Origin of the sequence: Streptomyces sp. NPDC005899, from assembly GCF_040629645.1 — a bacterium.
Taxonomy (GTDB): domain Bacteria; phylum Actinomycetota; class Actinomycetes; order Streptomycetales; family Streptomycetaceae; genus Streptomyces.
In genome coordinates this window covers 1-16700 of sequence record NZ_JBEXWB010000120.1, presented here as the reverse complement: position 1 = coordinate 16700, position 16700 = coordinate 1, and the positions used below count along the sequence as shown (strand labels likewise).

At 70.1% G+C, this 16700-nt stretch carries 12 protein-coding genes; 3 read left to right on the top strand and 9 right to left on the bottom strand.

From position 1 onward, the window contains the following. Nucleotides 1–664: 664 nt before the first annotated feature. The 3 genes from ABZ371_RS16020 to thyX all read right to left on the bottom strand — a co-directional run bounded on the left by ABZ371_RS16020 (nt 665) and on the right by thyX (nt 4270). Complete coding sequence (locus ABZ371_RS16020) at nt 665–2350, bottom strand: ribonuclease J (RefSeq protein WP_358679206.1); 1686 nt, start codon at nt 2348–2350, stop codon at nt 665–667. 130 nt (nt 2351–2480) lie between these two features. Continuing rightward, nucleotides 2481–3380, bottom strand: a complete 900-nt coding sequence (dapA, locus tag ABZ371_RS16015; RefSeq protein ID WP_358679203.1) for a 4-hydroxy-tetrahydrodipicolinate synthase — start codon at nt 3378–3380, stop codon at nt 2481–2483. A gap of 152 nt (nt 3381–3532) precedes the next feature. Next, on the bottom strand, nt 3533–4270 hold the full coding sequence (thyX, locus tag ABZ371_RS16010; protein ID WP_358679200.1) for an FAD-dependent thymidylate synthase: 738 nt from the start codon (nt 4268–4270) through the stop codon (nt 3533–3535). Between the two features lie 176 nt (nt 4271–4446). Between thyX and ABZ371_RS16005 the strand changes: the two genes are divergently transcribed. Both ABZ371_RS16005 and ABZ371_RS16000 read left to right on the top strand, forming a co-directional pair. Next, nucleotides 4447–4686 (top strand): hypothetical protein, encoded by a 240-nt coding sequence (locus tag ABZ371_RS16005; RefSeq protein WP_358679197.1) that lies wholly within the window; start codon nt 4447–4449, stop codon nt 4684–4686. A gap of 92 nt (nt 4687–4778) precedes the next feature. After that, nucleotides 4779–5330: a hypothetical protein gene (locus tag ABZ371_RS16000; protein ID WP_358679194.1), complete on the top strand. Its 552-nt coding sequence runs from the start codon at nt 4779–4781 to the stop codon at nt 5328–5330. A gap of 87 nt (nt 5331–5417) precedes the next feature. Here the strand turns inward: ABZ371_RS16000 and ABZ371_RS15995 are convergent, their stop codons facing one another. From ABZ371_RS15995 to eccD, 6 genes are all read right to left on the bottom strand, one after another. Beyond that, the gene (locus tag ABZ371_RS15995; protein ID WP_358679191.1) at nt 5418–5870 is read right to left on the bottom strand and encodes a hypothetical protein; all 453 of its coding nucleotides are present in this window, start codon (nt 5868–5870) and stop codon (nt 5418–5420) included. Between the two features lie 14 nt (nt 5871–5884). Beyond that, entirely contained in the window at nt 5885–6637 is a 753-nt protein-coding gene (gene dapB / locus ABZ371_RS15990; protein ID WP_358679188.1) for a 4-hydroxy-tetrahydrodipicolinate reductase, read from the bottom strand. A 24-nt stretch (nt 6638–6661) separates the two neighbouring features. Beyond that, a complete protein-coding gene (locus ABZ371_RS15985; protein WP_358679186.1) occupies nt 6662–8041 on the bottom strand; it encodes a pitrilysin family protein in 1380 nt (459 codons plus the stop codon). Then, entirely contained in the window at nt 8038–10254 is a 2217-nt protein-coding gene (locus ABZ371_RS15980) for a polyribonucleotide nucleotidyltransferase (RefSeq protein ID WP_358679209.1), read from the bottom strand. Before ABZ371_RS15980 ends, ABZ371_RS15985 begins: the two co-directional genes overlap by 4 nt. A gap of 270 nt (nt 10255–10524) precedes the next feature. Then, nucleotides 10525–10815: a 30S ribosomal protein S15 gene (gene rpsO / locus ABZ371_RS15975; protein ID WP_003965855.1), complete on the bottom strand. Its 291-nt coding sequence runs from the start codon at nt 10813–10815 to the stop codon at nt 10525–10527. Nucleotides 10816–10992: 177 nt separating this feature from the next. Further along, nucleotides 10993–12477 (bottom strand): type VII secretion integral membrane protein EccD, encoded by a 1485-nt coding sequence (gene eccD / locus ABZ371_RS15970; protein ID WP_358679181.1) that lies wholly within the window; start codon nt 12475–12477, stop codon nt 10993–10995. 184 nt (nt 12478–12661) lie between these two features. Here eccD and eccCa point away from each other — a divergent pair, with 184 nt between their 5' ends. Beyond that, entirely contained in the window at nt 12662–16618 is a 3957-nt protein-coding gene (gene eccCa, locus ABZ371_RS15965) for a type VII secretion protein EccCa (protein WP_358679178.1), read from the top strand. Nucleotides 16619–16700: the final 82 nt, after the last annotated feature.

Below are 16700 nucleotides of genomic sequence, written 5' to 3'. Positions count from 1 at the left end.
CGTCCTGAGCCAGGATCAAACTCTCCGTGAATGTTTTCCCGTAATCGGGATCACAACACGAGAGCGGAACAACCGATCGGAATAAGAACGGTTGTTCACAGCGTCCTCGCTGTTGTTGCCCACCGGACCAATAAAGGCCGGCAGGACTTTTTCAAAGGAACCACCAACCTGCCGAAGCAGGCCGGGGTATCAACATATCTGGCGTTGACTTTTGGCACGCTGTTGAGTTCTCAAGGAACGGACGCTTCCTTCGGTCCCGTTTCACCGGGGCCCTCCGGGCGCTTCCCTTCGTTCTTGCGTTTCCGACTCTATCAGACTCTTTCGTGTCCGATTCCCGGCCGAAGCGGGTTCCTGCTGTTTCGCTTTCCAGTTCTTCGCTTTCGCGTTTCCCTTTCCGGCGAGTCCGACTCTACCAGACCGATTCCGTCCCGTTTCCGGTCCGAATTCGATATCCAGCGGCCTGCGGAGGGCCTTTGCCTTTCGGCTGCCTTTCGGCGGATCCGACATTATCAGAGATTCTGAGCCGGAATTCCTCCCCCTGCCGAGTCGCTCGCGTCGCACATGTGCGCGCGCTGCTTCCCGTTCAGGCGGAGACGTAAACGTACTGGAGCGGGGCTCCCCGATGCAAATCGGGGAGCCCCGCTCCAGGTGGACGCTGCCGGGGTCAGACCTCGACGACCACCGGAAGGATCATCGGGCGCCGGCGGTAGGTGTCGGAGACCCACTTGCCCACCGTGCGCCGGATCAGCTGCTGGAGCTGGTGCGGCTCCATCACCCCGTCCTGGGCGGACTTGTTGATCGCTTCCTCGACCTTCGGCACGACCGCGGTGAACGCGCCGTCGTCGATGCCCGAACCGCGGGCCTGGATGTGCGGACCGCCCACGATCTTGCCGGAGGAGCTGTCGACCACGATGAAGACCGAGATGATGCCCTCGTCGCCGAGGATGCGGCGGTCCTTGAGCGAGGTCTCCGTGACGTCCCCGACCGAGAGGCCGTCGACGTACACGTATCCCGCCTGCACCTTGCCGACGATCTTGGCCTTGCCGTCGACGAGGTCCACGACGACGCCGTCCTCGGCGATGACGATGTGGTCCTTCGGTACGCCGGTCAGGGCGCCGAGCTCGGCGTTCGCCCTGAGGTGGCGCCATTCGCCGTGGACCGGCATCAGGTTCTTCGGCTTGCAGATGTTGTAGAAGTACAGCAGCTCGCCGGCCGACGCGTGGCCCGAGACGTGCACCTTGGCGTTGCCCTTGTGGACGACGTTCGCGCCCCACCGGGTGAGGCCGTTGATCACGCGGTAGACCGCGTTCTCGTTGCCCGGGATCAGCGAGGACGCGAGGATCACGGTGTCACCCGGCACGATCCGGATCTGGTGGTCGCGGTTGGCCATGCGGGAGAGGGCGGCCATCGGCTCGCCCTGGGACCCCGTGCAGACCAGGACGACCTCGTCGTCGGGCAGGTCGTCGAGCGTCTTCACGTCGACGACCAGGCCGGCGGGCACCTTCAGGTAACCCAGGTCCCGCGCGATACCCATGTTGCGGACCATGGAGCGCCCGACGAAGGCGACCCTGCGGCCGTACTCGTGGGCGGCGTCCAGGATCTGCTGGATGCGGTGCACGTGGCTGGCGAAGCTCGCCACGATGATGCGCTTCTGGGCGTTGGCGAAGACCGTGCGCAGGACGTTGGAGATGTCCTTCTCCGGCGGGACGAAGCCGGGGACCTCGGCGTTCGTCGAGTCGGAGAGCAACAGGTCGATGCCCTCCTCGCTCAGCCGGGCGAAGGCGTGCAGGTCGGTGAGCCGCCCGTCCAGCGGGAGCTGGTCCATCTTGAAGTCGCCGGTCGCGACGGCCAGACCCGCGGGGGTGCGGATGGCGACCGCGAGGGCGTCCGGGATGGAGTGGTTGACCGCGATGAACTCGCAGTCGAAGACGCCGATGCGCTCCCGCTGCCCCTCGATCACCTCGAGGGTGTAGGGGCGGATGCGGTGCTCCTGGAGCTTGGCCTCGATGAGTGCCAGGGTCAGCTTGGAGCCGATCAGGGGGATGTCCGGCTTCAGGCGGAGCAGGTACGGGACGCCGCCGATGTGGTCCTCGTGGCCGTGCGTGAGGACGATGCCCTCGACGTCGTCCAGGCGGTCCCGGATCGTGGTGAAGTCCGGAAGGATCAGGTCGATACCGGGCTGCTCCTCCTCGGGGAAGAGCACACCGCAGTCGACGATGAGCAGGCGGCCGCCGTACTCGAAGACCGTCATGTTGCGGCCGATCTCGCCCAGGCCGCCGAGCGGGGTGACCCGCAGGCCGCCCTTCGGAAGCTTCGGCGGGGTACCGAGTTCGGGATGTGGATGACTCAAAAGACTCTCCTTACCACGCGCGCCACGTACCGCTGAGGGCACGTGGCGCGCATGTCATTCGTGCACTTGCTGTTGTCAGGTGGTGTTTCCGTCGCGAGTCTCCCCGCGTATTCAGTTGTGAAGTCCGTGATTACAGCTGTACCCCGCCCGCGGCGAGATCGATCTTGAGCTGGGCCGTCTCCTGGGCGCTGAGCTCCACCATCGGCAGCCGCAGCGGCCCCGCGGGCAGTCCCTGCAGGGTGAGCGCGGCCTTCGTGGTGATCACGCCCTGGGTGCGGAACATCCCGGTGAAGACCGGGAGCAGCTTCTGGTGGATCTCGGTGGCCTTCTGCACGTCGCCACCGAGGTGCGCCTCCAGGAGCGCGCGCAGTTCTGGGGTCACGACGTGGCCGACGACCGAGACGAAACCGACGGCGCCCACCGACAGCAGCGGGAGGTTCAGCATGTCGTCACCGGAGTACCAGGCGAGACCGGACTGAGCGATGGCCCAGCTGGCCCGGCCCAGGTCTCCCTTGGCGTCCTTGTTGGCGACGATCCGGGGGTGCTCGGCGAGCCGCACGAGCGTCTCCGTGTCGATCGGCACACCGCTGCGGCCGGGAATGTCGTACAGCATGACCGGTAGGCCGGTGGAGTCCGCGATGGCGCCGAAGTGCCGCAGCAGACCCTCTTGCGGTGGCTTGTTGTAGTACGGCGTGACCGCGAGGAGGCCGTGGGCCCCGGTGCGCTCGGCGGTGCGGGCCAGCTCGATGCTGTGCCGGGTGTCGTTGGTCCCGACACCGGCCACGACATGGGCCCGGTCTCCGACGGCTTCGAGGACAGCCCGTACGAGCTGGTCTTTCTCCGCGTCGCTGGTGGTCGGCGACTCGCCGGTGGTGCCGTTGACGATCAGGCCGTCGTTGCCTGCGTCCACCAGGTGGGCGGCGAGCCGCTGGGCACCGTCGAGGTCGAGAGCGCCGTCCGCCGTGAAGGGCGTGACCATAGCGGTGAGGACCCGCCCGAAGGGGGTCTGCGGAGTGGAGATCGGAGCCATGGGTAACACGCTACTCGTTGCTCGGAGCGCCCGGTCCCCTCGGGGGGACGGGGAAGAGGAGCCCGGCACTGCCTGCTCGGGGGTTCAAGCAGTGCCGGGTCCGTTTGATCAGCCTAGATGAACTTCTCGAACCGCCGCAATACGGACACCGCCTACGGGGCTACCCGACCGTTTCGGTTGAAGGCGGCATGAGTGAGCGGCATCAGCCTCTGCCAGTGCTGCTCCATCTGTTCGCCGACCATTTCGATCTCGCGCTGCGGGAAGGACGGGACCTTCGCCAGCTCGTGCTGGGTGCGCAGACCGAGGAAGTGCATCAGCGACCGGGCGTTGCACGTGGCGTACATGGTGGAGAACAGGCCGACGGGGAGGACCGCGCGGGCGACCTCCCGGGCGACGCCGGCCGCCAGCATCTCCTGGTAGGCGTCGTACGCCTGCCGGTAGGAGGCCTCCATGGCGCGGCTGGTGAGCGCGTGCTGCTCCGGGGTCCCCTCGACGAACTCGTACTTGCCCGGGCGGCCCTGCTGGATGAGCTTGCGCGACTCCCCGGGGACGTAGAAGACCGGCTCGAGCTCCCTGTAACGGCCCGATTCCTCGTTGTACGACCAGCCCACGCGGTGCCGCATGAACTCGCGGAACACGAAGATCGGGGCGCTGATGAAGAAGGTCATCGAGTTGTGCTCGAACGGGCTCCCGTGCCTGTCGCGCATCAAGTAGTTGATGAGCCCCTTCGAGCGCTCGGGATCCTTCGTGACCTCCTCCAGGGACTGCTCACCGGCCGTCGACACGCGGGCCGCGAAGAGCACGTCGGAGTCGGTCGCAGCCGATTTCACCAGGTCAACGGTGACATCGCTGCGGAAGTGGGCCTTCGTGGGCTCGGGGGTTTCGATCACCGGCGGGGGTCCTTCCAATGGCGTCGCTCGTGCGGCGTCCACTCTACGGGCCCGGGAGGGAAGCCTCCGTCGGCGGGAAATTCTCGGACCGATCGGCGATTCGGGGCACCGATCGGGCCGTTCGTACGTCTGACTCGATAGCAGTACCCGTCCCAGAGTTCAAGGAGAGCTTCCTCATGTTCCGCCGGCGTGAATCCGTCCCGTTCTCGTTCGTCGCCGAGGCCGACCGGTTCCGCAGCAATGTCACTCCGCCTCCCCGCGCGCGGGCCAGCGTCTCCGAGCTGGCCGGGCGCACCCTCGTGGGTCTCACCCTGCTCGCCGGTTTCGCCGGCGCGCTGCTCTTCGGGATTCCGGCCCTGGACACCGACACGGGGTCCTCGCACGGCCAGACGTCCGAGGCGTCCCAGCACCGCTGAGCCGTACGGGCCCCTGGGGTGGTCGCCCCGGGGGCTGCTCGGTAGCCTCACCGGGCACAGCAATCGAGCGTGCTTGTGAGTGAGGATCAGTCGTGCCCCTGCCCTTCCTGACGGCCGACCGCGCATTCGACGCGGGCGCGGAGGACATCGCGCTGCCGTTCGACGACCACGACAGCTGGCGGCGGCCTTACCGCCCCGGCCCCTGGCGGGTCGTGGCGGCCGCCGCCCTGCTGCTGCTGGCGTCCTTCGTCCTGCTCGCGGCGATGATCATCTCGCTCGCCGGATCGCTGTCCGGGGCGAGCGCGTGCCTCGTGGTCGCCGGTCTGACGATCGCCTGCGCGCTGCGGCTGCTGCGCGTGGGCGCCTGGGTCAGCCGGCACGGTGTCCGCCGGGTGGGCTTCTTCCGTACGTCGACCGTGCCGTGGGAGCGGGCCGCGTCGGTCCGCACGGTCCAGCAGCCGGTCCGGTGGCTCGGCCTCCCCCGCACCGTCCAGGGGCAGGCCCTCGTGGTGGTGCGGCGCGGTGGCGAACCGCTGGCGCCGCTGGTGACGGACCACAACGCCGACTTCCTGGCTCGCGCGGAGGCCTTCGAGCGCGCCGCCGACACCATCGAGGCCTGGGGCGAGCAGTACCTCACCGGCTGACACGAACGGCCCGCCCCCCGGACAGGGAGCGGGCCGCCGGTGTGCTCCCCGGCACAGGGCCCCCGGGACAGGCCGGTACGGCGCGGTTCAGGCGCGTACCGGCCTGTCCGCGTGCAGGGCGATGGCCCGCTGCATCGCCTTACGGGCCCGTGGGGTGTCCCTGGCGTCCTGGTAGGCGACGGCCAGCCTGAACCAGCAGCGCCAGTCGTCCGGGGCGTCCTCGGCCTCCTCGCGGCGCCGGGCGAACACGGCGTCGGCGGAGTCGCGGTCGATGCGTCCGGACGGCGTACGCATCAGTTCGTCGACGGGCAGGCCGCCCTCCGCGTCCAGCTCCGCCGCCAGGGCGTTGGCCCTGCGGACGAACTGGGTGTTCTTCCACAGGAACCAGACGCCGATCACCGGCAGGATCAGCACCGCGACACCGAACGTGACCGTCAGCAGCGTGCCGTGCCGGATGAGCAGGACGCCGCGGCTGCCGGCCAGGACGAAGTAGAAGACCAGGACGGCGGCCGTGACCGCGTACGTGAGCTTTGCGCGCATGGGGTGGGGCCCAGTCAGTTCAGGTCGAGGAAGTGTTCCAGGCCGAAGGTGAGGCCGGGAGTGGTCACCACGCGGCGCACGCCGAGCAGGATGCCCGGCATGAAGCTGCTGTGGTGCAGGGAGTCGTGGCGGATAGTGAGGGTCTCGCCCTCGCCGCCCAGCAGGACCTCCTGGTGGGCGAGGAGGCCGCGGAGCCGGACGGAGTGGACCGGGACACCCGCGATGTCCGCGCCGCGGGCGCCGTCCGGCCCGGTGGCCGTGGCGTCCGGCTGCGGGGGGCAGCCGGCCTCCTCCCGGGCCGCGGCGATCAGCTGGGCGGTGCGGGTGGCGGTGCCGGAGGGCGCGTCCGTCTTGTTCGGGTGGTGGAGCTCGATCACCTCGACGGACTCGAAGTAGCGGGCGGCCCGCTCCGCGAACTTCATGGTGAGCACCGCGCCGATGGAGAAGTTCGGTGCGATGAGGACGCCCGTCTCCGGGGAGGCCGCGAGCCAGGTGTCCAGCCGCGCGAGCCGTTCGTCGGTCCAGCCCGTGGTGCCGACGACGGCGTGGATGCCGTGGCGGACGCAGAAGTCGAGATTCTCCATCACCGACGCCGGGGTGGTGAGCTCGACGACGGCCTGGGTGCCGGAGTCCGTCAGGGCCTCCAGCCCGTCGCCCCGGCCCAGGGCGGCCACCAGCTCCATGTCGTCGGCGGCCTCGACGGCTCGCACCGCTTCGGACCCGATGCGTCCGTGGGCGCCGAGGACGGCCACGCGCAGCTTGCTCATGTGCTCTGCTTCCTTACGGGGAGGTTAGGAGACCGCTTCGTGGAGGCGGTCCGCCTGCTTGTCCTTCAGAGGGCCGATGACGGAGAGCGAGGGCCGGTGCCCGAGGACGTCGGCCGCCACCGCGCGGACCTCGTCGGGGGTGACCGCCGCGATACTCGCCAGCATGTCGTCGACCGACATCTGCTCGCCCCAGCACAGCTCGCTCTTGCCGATGCGGTTCATCAGCGCGCCGGTGTCCTCCAGGCCGAGGACGGTCGACCCGGCGAGCTGGCCGACGGCGCGGGCGATCTCCTCGTCACCGAGGCCGTCGCTCGCCACCCGGTCGAGCTCGTCCCGGCAGATCTTGAGGACGTCGTGCACCTGGCTGGGCCGGCAGCCCGCGTAGACGCCGAAGAGCCCGCAGTCGGCGAAGCCGGAGGTGTACGAGTACACGCTGTAGGCGAGGCCGCGCTTCTCCCGTACCTCCTGGAAGAGGCGGGAGCTCATGCCGCCGCCGAGCGCGGTGTTCAGGATCCCGAGTGCCCAGCGGCGCTCGTCGGTCCTGGCGAGCCCGGGCATGCCGAGGACGACGTGCGCCTGCTCGGTCCTGCGGTTCAGCAGTTCGACCCGGCCCGCGGTGCGCAGGGTGCGGGAGCCCCCGCGCGGCGCCGTGGGCGCCGCGTCGGTGCGGGTCAGGGCGCCCGCCCGCTCGAAGGCCCTGCGGACCTGGCGTACGACCGTGGCGTGGTCGACGTTGCCGGCGGCGGCGACGACGAGGTGCGTGGGGTCGTAGTGCTTCCTGTAGAAGCGGGCGATCTGGCCGCGGTTCAGGGCGTTGATCGTGTCGACGGTGCCGAGGACCGGGCGGCCCAGCGGGGTGTCGCCGAGCATCGTGTGCGCGAACAGGTCGTGCACGCAGTCGCCCGGGTCGTCCTCCGTCATCGCGATCTCCTCGAGGATGACGCCGCGCTCGGCGTCGACGTCCTCGGTGGCGATGAGCGAGCCGGTCAGCATGTCGCAGACGACGTCGATGGCCAGCGGCAGGTCGGTGTCCAGGACCCGCGCGTAGTAGCAGGTGTACTCCTTCGCCGTGAAGGCGTTCATCTCGCCGCCGACCGCGTCGATCGCGGACGAGATGTCCAGGGCGCTGCGCTTCGCGGTGCCCTTGAAGAGGAGGTGTTCGAGGTAGTGCGTCGCGCCGTTGAGGGTGGGCGTCTCGTCGCGTGACCCGACGTTGGCCCAGATACCGAAGGTGGCGGAGCGGACGGAGGGCAGGGTCTCGGTGACGACGCGCAGGCCGCCGGGGAGGACGGTGCGGCGGACGGTGCCGACGCCGTCGGTGCCCTTGAGGAGCGTTTGGGTACGGGCGACGGCCCGCCCCTCGGAGGAGGGGCGGGCCGTCGTCACGGAACTACGGGACGTCACTGGGAGGCGTCGTCCTTCGTCTCGTCGGCCTCTTCGCCCTCGATCACGGGGATCAGGGAGAGCTTGCCGCGGGAGTCGATCTCGGCGATCTCGACCTGGACCTTGGCGCCGACGGCGAGCACGTCCTCGACGTTCTCCACGCGCTTGCCACCGGCGAGCTTGCGGATCTGCGAGATGTGCAGCAGACCGTCCTTGCCGGGCATGAGGGAGACGAACGCACCGAAGGTGGTGGTCTTGACGACCGTACCCAGGTAGCGCTCGCCGACCTCCGGCATGGTCGGGTTGGCGATCGCGTTGATCGTGGCGCGGGCGGCCTCGGCCTGCGAGCCCTGCTGGGCACCGATGTAGATGGTGCCGTCGTCCTCGATCGTGATGTCGGCGCCGGTGTCCTCCTGGATCTGGTTGATCATCTTGCCCTTGGGGCCGATGACCTCACCGATCTTGTCCACCGGGATCTTGACGGTGATGATCCGGGGGGCGTTCGGGGACATCTCGTCCGGGACGTCGATGGCCTCGTTCATGACGTCCAGGATGTGCAGACGCGCGTCACGGGCCTGCTTCAGCGCGGCGGCCAGGACCGAGGCGGGGATGCCGTCGAGCTTGGTGTCGAGCTGGAGCGCGGTCACGAACTGCTTCGTACCGGCGACCTTGAAGTCCATGTCGCCGAAGGCGTCCTCCGCACCGAGGATGTCGGTGAGGGCGACGTAGTGCGTCTTGCCGTCGATCTCCTGGGAGATCAGGCCCATGGCGATACCGGCGACGGCGGCCTTGAGGGGCACACCGGCGTTCAGCAGCGACATGGTGGAGGCGCAGACCGAGCCCATGGACGTCGAGCCGTTGGAGCCCAGCGCCTCGGAGACCTGGCGGATCGCGTAGGGGAACTCCTCGCGCGAGGGCAGGACCGGCACGATGGCGCGCTCGGCGAGCGCTCCGTGGCCGATCTCGCGGCGCTTGGGCGAGCCCACGCGGCCGGTCTCGCCGACGGAGTACGGCGGGAAGTTGTAGTTGTGCATGTAGCGCTTGCGGGTCACCGGGGAGAGGGTGTCCAGCTGCTGCTCCATGCGGAGCATGTTGAGGGTGGTGACGCCCAGGATCTGGGTTTCGCCACGCTCGAACAGCGCCGAGCCGTGCACGCGCGGGATGGCCTCGACCTCGGCGGCGAGCGTACGGATGTCCGTGACGCCACGGCCGTCGATGCGGACCTTGTCCTTGATGACGCGCTCGCGGACCAGCTTCTTGGTCAGCGCGCGGTAGGCACCGGAGATCTCCTTCTCGCGGCCCTCGAAGGCCGGGAGAAGCTTCTCGCCGGCGATCTCCTTGATGCGGTCCAGCTCCGCCTCGCGCTCCTGCTTGCCGGCGATGGTGAGCGCCTTGGCGAGCTCGGTGCTGACGGCGGAGGTGAGCGCCTCCAGGACGTCGTCCTGGTAGTCGAGGAAGACCGGGAACTCGCCGGTGGGCTTGGCGGCCTTGGAGGCGAGGTCGGACTGGGCCTTGCAGAGCGCCTTGATGAAGGGCTTCGCGGCCTCGAGACCGGCGGCGACGACCTCTTCGGTCGGGGCCTCGGCGCCGTCCTTGACGAGCTGGATGGTCTTCTCGGTGGCCTCGGCCTCGACCATCATGATCGCGACGTCGCCGTCCTCGAGGACGCGGCCGGCGACGACCATGTCGAAGACGGCGTCCTCGAGCTCGGTGTGCGTCGGGAAGGCGACCCACTGGCCCTTGATCAGGGCGACGCGGGTGGCGCCGATCGGGCCGGAGAAGGGCAGGCCCGCCAGGATGGTGGAGGCGGACGCGGCGTTGATCGCGACCACGTCGTACAGGTGGTCGGGGTTGAGCGCCATGATCGTCTCGACGATCTGGATCTCGTTGCGCAGGCCCTTCTTGAAGGAGGGGCGCAGCGGGCGGTCGATCAGGCGGCAGGTGAGGATCGCGTCCTCGGAGGGCCGGCCCTCACGGCGGAAGAAGGAGCCGGGGATCTTGCCGGCCGCGTACTGCCGCTCCTCGACGTCCACCGTGAGGGGGAAGAAGTCGAGCTGGTCCTTGGGCCGCTTGGAAGCGGTGGTGGCCGACAGCACCATGGTGTCGTCGTCCAGGTACGCGACGGCGGAGCCGGCGGCCTGCTTGGCCAGGCGGCCCGTCTCGAAGCGGATGGTGCGGGTGCCGAAGGTGCCGTTGTCGATCACGGCTTCGGCGTAGTGGGTCTCGTTCTCCACTAGTGATTTCTCCATACTCGTCGTCTTTCGTCCTGCCGCCCGTGTGGCGGAGGACGGTGCGGAGAAGCGCACCGTGTGTGCGGGCCGGTCTTCGATCGAAGCACCCGGGCTTTGTCCCGGGGGCCACTACCGAGGACCGGCGGCGGCCGTGGGGCGCCTCTCCTCGTTCGTGTGTCGTGCGTCCAGGTTACTGAGCGGAACCCGGGTCACGCACGTACAGCAAAGGGAGCGGCCCCGTGGAACCGGGAACCGCTCCCTCGCACAGCGTGCTTACTTGGCGCCGCCGGCCGCACCGCGGCGGATGCCGAGGCGGTCGACGAGCGCACGGAAGCGCTGGATGTCCTTCTTGGCGAGGTACTGAAGGAGGCGGCGACGCTGGCCGACCAGGATCAGCAGACCACGACGGGAGTGGTGGTCGTGCTTGTGCGTCTTGAGGTGCTCCGTCAGGTCCGAGATCCGGCGGGAGAGCATGGCGACCTGGACCTCGGGGGATCCGGTGTCACCCTCCTTCTGGGCGAACTCGGACATGATCTGCTTCTTCGTAGCGGCGTCGAGCGGCACGCGTACTCCTCTGAGTGTTCGATGCGCCCACGAGTGCCCCTGGTCTTGATCTCAGGGGAGCTTCCGTGACTCGGGGACGAAGGTCCGATGAGCGCAGCCCCCAGGATGATCCGGGGACGCGTACACAAACGGCCGCCAGTCAGAGTACCAGCCCGTTCGGGCGGCCTCCGACCGGTGTCAGCTGGTCATGGCGCGGGCCCGCATGAAGATGTCGAGCACGGCCAGGCAGAGCGGGACCAGGGAGAGCAGCAGAGCGCTCTCCGTGAGGTCGAGGAGCCGGCCCCAGAAAGGGGAGAGGCCCTTGCGCGGGATGATCAGCCCGACCGCGGTGAGCAGGGCGGCGCCCGCCGCGACCGCCGCCGAGAGCCAGATGGTGCGGATGTCCAGGGATCCGCGGTCCCCGTAGCGCACCAGGTCGTACAGCAGGTCGGCCGGCGGGTTGAGCGACAGGCCGAGCACGAGCAGGGCGATCGCGCCGATGCCGGCCACCAGGACGCAGGCGACCTGGGAGGAGTAGCGGAAGAGGCGGGCGCGCAGCAGCATCGCGAGTCCGGCGGCCAGCGCCAGCACCTGGCCCCAGATGTTGTCGGAGAAGCCGAGGACGGCGGCGGACCCCACGAGCACCGCGGAGCAGCCGCCGACGAGGCCGAGCAGCATCTCGTGGCCGCGGCGGGCCTGGGCGGCGATGCGGTCGGCGTCGACGGGTTCGCCCTCCGCCCCCGGGGTGGCGCCCGGCTCGCCGAAGGTGGCGTCGTCGTAGCCGGCCGACGCGGCGCGCGGGGAGGCGTAGCCGATGGGCAGCCGGGCGAAGCGCGCGGAGAGGCCGGGCAGGAAGGCGACCAGGCCGAGGGCCACGGGGGCGCAGACGGCCGCGGTCTCGGTGGCCGTGGCCTCGGTGAGGATGGCGGCGAAGGTGGCGAGGGTGCCCACCGTGGCGAGGAAGGTGGCCGCGACGAAGGGTGCGTCGCCGCTCGGGGTGAGGGCGACCAGGACGACCGAGGCGAGCAGCACGGCGACGCAGCCGAGGAGGAACTGGAGGCGGCCGGGGCCCTGGCCGGCGTCCGGCCCGATGACGCCGGAGCCCGCGATGAGGACGAGCGGCAGGGCGCCGAGCCCGAGGGCGACGGCGGTGGCCCGGTCCGCGTACACGCGGGCGCGCACCCCGGCGAAGGCGGTCAGCAGCAGGCCGGCGGAGCCGGCGATGATGCCGGGCAGGCTGTGCATGTCGTGCCGTACGGGGTCGGCGAACCAGAGCACGAAGCCCATCAGGACGAGCAGCAGCACTCCGCCCACCAGCCCGGCGGCGCGCAGGAGTTCGTCGCTCCACAGGTGGCGGTCGCGGGTGACGGCCGAGGCGACGGCGTCGGAGACGTCGTCGAAGACGGCGGGCGGCAGCGACTGGGCGAAGGGCCGCAGGCTGAGGAGTTCGCCGTCGAGCACCTGCTGCGCGGAGAGGCTGCGTGCGCCGTCCAGGACGGTGCCGTCGCGGCGCACCAGGTGGTAGCCGGTGGGTGTGCCGGCGGCCTGGGTCTGGCCCGTGAGACGCAGGATCTCGGGGTAGACGTCGGCGACGGCGATGTCCTCCGGGAGGGCTACGTCGATCCGGCTGTCGGGCGCCACGACAGTGACGCGGCAGAAACCCGTCGCTGCGGTCGTACTCACGTGTCTGGTCCCCCTGATTCGCGGTTGCGCACAGTGCGCGCGCCACCCTACCGGGAGGGTGGAACGGGGGCTGCACGTAGGATCACGGTCGCGCGGATCGAAGTCCGCAGCAATCGCAGCCACGGGGGCGTCGGTGCGGACGAACCGGCCTTCCGCCCGTCCGTACCGAGGGATTGATGTTCCGGTGAGCCAGATCGTCGTGAAACGGCCTCCGCGGTCACTGCCGCCGGAAGTGCCCGCCGATGAGTTGCTGTTGGAGGCCCCTCCCGAGCTGCCCCGCGGTCAGCAGGAGGGCATGCTGATGCAGATCCTGCCGGTGCTCGGCATGGGGTCGTCGGTGGTCTTCTTCTTCTCGCCGCAGGCGCCTCCGTTCATGCGGATCATGGGCGTCCTGATGCTGGTGTCCACCGTCGGCATGGTGGTCGCGCAGCTCGTCCGGCACCGCCGCGGTACGCAGGGGCAAATGGGCGATGTCCGGCGTGACTACCTGAAATACCTGGCGCAGACGCGCCGTACGGTGCGCAGGACGGCCCGTGCCCAGCGCGATGTCCAGTTGTATCTGCACCCGGCGCCGGAGCAGTTGTGGTCGGTGGTGGCCGAGGGGAGCCGGGTCTGGGAACGCCGGGTCGGCGACAACGACTTCGCGCAGGTGCGGGTGGGGCTGGGCGCGCAGCAGCTGTCGACCCCGCTGATCGCCCCGGACACCGCTCCGGTGGACGAGCTGGAGCCGATGTGCGCGGGAGCGATGCAGCAGTTCCTCGCGGTGCACGGCTCCCTGGACGGGCTGCCGATGGCGGTCTCGATGCGGGCCTTCTACCACGTGACGGTGTCCGGCCGGCCGGAGTCGGCGCAGTCCACGGCGCGCTCGCTGGTGGCGCAGCTGGTGACGCTGCACTCCCCCGAGGATCTGCTGGTCGCCGTGGTGGCGGCGCCGGGGGCGGTGTCGCGCTGGGACTGGACGAAGTGGCTGCCGCACACGCAGGTCCCCGGGCAGGTCGACGGTGCCGGCACGAAGCGTCTGTTCGGCGACGACCTCGGTGAGCTGGAGACCTTGCTGGCGACCCGGCTCGACGGGCGGCCGCGCTTCGGCCGGGACAGCCGGCCGGTGCTGGACCAGCCGCACATCGTGGTGGTGCTGGACGGCGGGATGGTGCCGCCGGACTCGCTGTTCGCGGCGGCGGAGGGCCTCCAGGGTGTGACGATCGTCGAGGTGGTGCCGGGCGAGCTCGACGAGCCGCGCGGCGGCCTGTCGGTGGTGGTGCGGCCGGGGCTGCTGCGGCTGGAGTCGGGCGCGGGACTGGCGTACGAGGGTGTGCCCGACGCCATGTCCCCGGAGGCCGCGGAGGCGCTGGCGCGTCAGCTGGCGCCCCTGCGTACGGGCGGCGGTGACGACGACGAACCGCTGCTGGCCGACCTGGACTTCACCGATCTGCTGGGGCTCGGCGACGCGGCGTCGGTCGACGTGGCGCGCACCTGGCGCCCCCGGTCGGTCTCGGAGCGGCTGCGGGTGCCGATCGGTGTGGGCGAGGACGGCCGGCCGGTGATGCTCGACCTCAAGGAGGCGGCGCAGGACGGCATGGGCCCGCACGGGCTGTGCGTGGGCGCGACGGGTTCCGGGAAGTCGGAGCTCCTGCGGACGCTGGTGCTGGGACTGGCGGTCACGCACTCCTCGGAGACGCTGAACTTCGTGCTCGCCGACTTCAAGGGCGGTGCCACGTTCGCCGGGATGTCCCACATGCCGCACGTGGCGGCGGTCATCACCAACCTCGCGGACGACCTCACCCTCGTCGACCGCATGGGCGACGCGATCCGCGGTGAGCTGCAGCGCCGCCAGGAGCTGCTGCGTTCGGCGGGCAACTACGCCAACATCCACGACTACGAGAAGGCCCGGGCGGCGGGTGCCGCGCTGGAGCCGCTGGCGTCGCTGGTGCTGGTCATCGACGAGTTCTCCGAACTCCTGACGGCCAAGCCGGACTTCATCGACATGTTCATCCAGATCGGCCGCATCGGCCGTTCGCTGGGTGTGCATCTCCTGCTGGCGTCGCAGCGCCTGGAGGAGGGCAAGCTGCGGGGCCTGGACACGTACCTCTCCTACCGGGTGGGTCTGCGGACCTTCTCCGCGGCCGAGTCGCGCACGGCGCTGGGTGTGCCGGACGCGTACCACCTCCCGTCGGTGCCGGGTTCGGGCTACCTGAAGTTCGGTACGGACGAGATGACCCGCTTCAAGGCGGCGTACGTCTCGGGGACCTACCGGACGGGCGGGCCCGACCTGTCGGTGGGGCAGCTGCCGATCGAGCGGCGGCCCGTGGTCTTCAGCGCCACCGCGGTGCCGGTGGTGTACGCGGCGCCGGATCCGGCGCACCTCGCGGCCCGGGCGGCCGCGGAGGACGAGGCGCTGGCCGACACGGTGCTCGACGTGATCGTGCGCCGGCTGGAGGGGCAGGGGGTGCCGGCCCACCAGGTGTGGCTGCCGCCGCTCGACCGGGCGCCGACGCTCGACCAGTTGCTGCCGGGCCTCGCGCCGACCGCGGAGCGCGGGTTCACGGCGACCGAGTACACCCGGCCCGGTGGACTGACCGTCCCGCTCGGGCTGATCGACAAGCCGTTCGAGCAGCGGCGTGAGGTGCTGTACCGGGACTTCTCCGGAGCAGCCGGTCACATGCTGGTCGTGGGTGGTCCGCAGTCCGGCAAGTCGACGATGGTGCGGGCGCTGATCTCTTCGTTCGCGCTCACGCACACGCCCCACGAGGTGCAGTTCTACGGGCTGGACTTCGGCGGTGGCGGTCTCGTCTCGCTGGCGGAGCTGCCGCACGTGGGCGGCATGGCCTCACGGCTGGACCCCGAGCGGGTGCGGCGGACGGTCGCGGAGGTCGGCGGGGTGCTGAACCGGCGCGAGGAGTTCTTCCGCGCGCACTCCATCGACTCCATCGCCACCTACCGGCGCAAGCGCGCCCAGGGCGAACTGCCGGGCGAGGCCTGGGGCGACGTGTTCCTGGTCATCGACGGCTGGGGCGGCTTCCGCTCCGAGTACGAGGGGCTGGAGCAGGTCGTCACGGAGATCGCCGCCCGCGGTCTCGGGTACGGCGTCCACGTGGTGATCACCGCGGCCCGTTACATGGAGGTGCGGGCGGCGCTGAAGGACCAGATCCTCGGGCGCCTCGAACTGCGGCTCGGTGACGTCATGGACTCGGAGTTCGACCGGAAGGTCGCGGCGAACGTGCCCGCGGGGGTGCCCGGCCGTGGCCAGGTCCCGCAGAAGCTGCACTTCATGGGCGCCCTGCCGCGGATCGACTCCGTCAGCAGCGGGGACGACCTGTCCGAGGGCACCGCCGCCTTCGTGTCGGCCGTCAGGTCGAACTGGGCGGGGCCCTCGGCGCCGTCCGTCCGGCTGCTGCCGCGCAAGCTCCCGGCCGACCAGCTGCCCAAGGGCTTCGAGTTCCCCGAGCGGGGCATCGCGATCGGTATCGACGAGACCTCCCTGGAGCCGGTGTTCGTCGACTTCGAGACCGATCCGTTCTTCCTGATCTTCGGTGAGAGCGAGTCCGGCAAGACCAACCTGCTGCGGCTGATCGCCAAGCAGATCGCGGAGCGCTACTCCCCCGACGAGGCGAAGCTCGTCGTCGGCGACTACCGGCGTGCCCTGCTGGGTGCGCTGCCGGAGTCCCATCTGCTGGAGTACGCGCCGATGGCGAGTGCCATGCAGATGCACATGGAGGCGCTCGCGGGGGTGTTCTCGCGCCGGCAGCCGCCGACGGACGTGACGCCGCAGCAGCTGCGTGACCGGAGCTGGTGGTCGGGGCCGCAGATCTTCATCGTCGTCGACGACTACGACCTGGTCGCGACGAACGCGGGCAATCCGCTGGCCCCGCTCGCGGAGTACCTGCCGTTCGCGCGGGACACCGGGGTGCGTTTCATCATCGCGCGCAACTCGGCCGGTGCGTCCAGGGCCATGTACGAGGGCTTCATGCAGCGCATCAAGGAGCTCGGCGCGCAGGGTGTGGTGCTGGCGGGTGATCCCTCCGAGGGTGAGCTGATCGGCTCGGTTCGGGGCCACGCGATGCCGCCGGGGCGCGGCTACTTCGCGTCGCGCCGGCGCGGGACGCCGCTGGTGCAGACGGGGCGGCTGCCGGAGCAGCACTGAGTGGGACGCGGCGGGACGGCGCGCTCGTGTGCCGTCCCGCCGCCGGTCGCCCGGGAGATGGGGAGAGCGTCGGGGAGGGGAA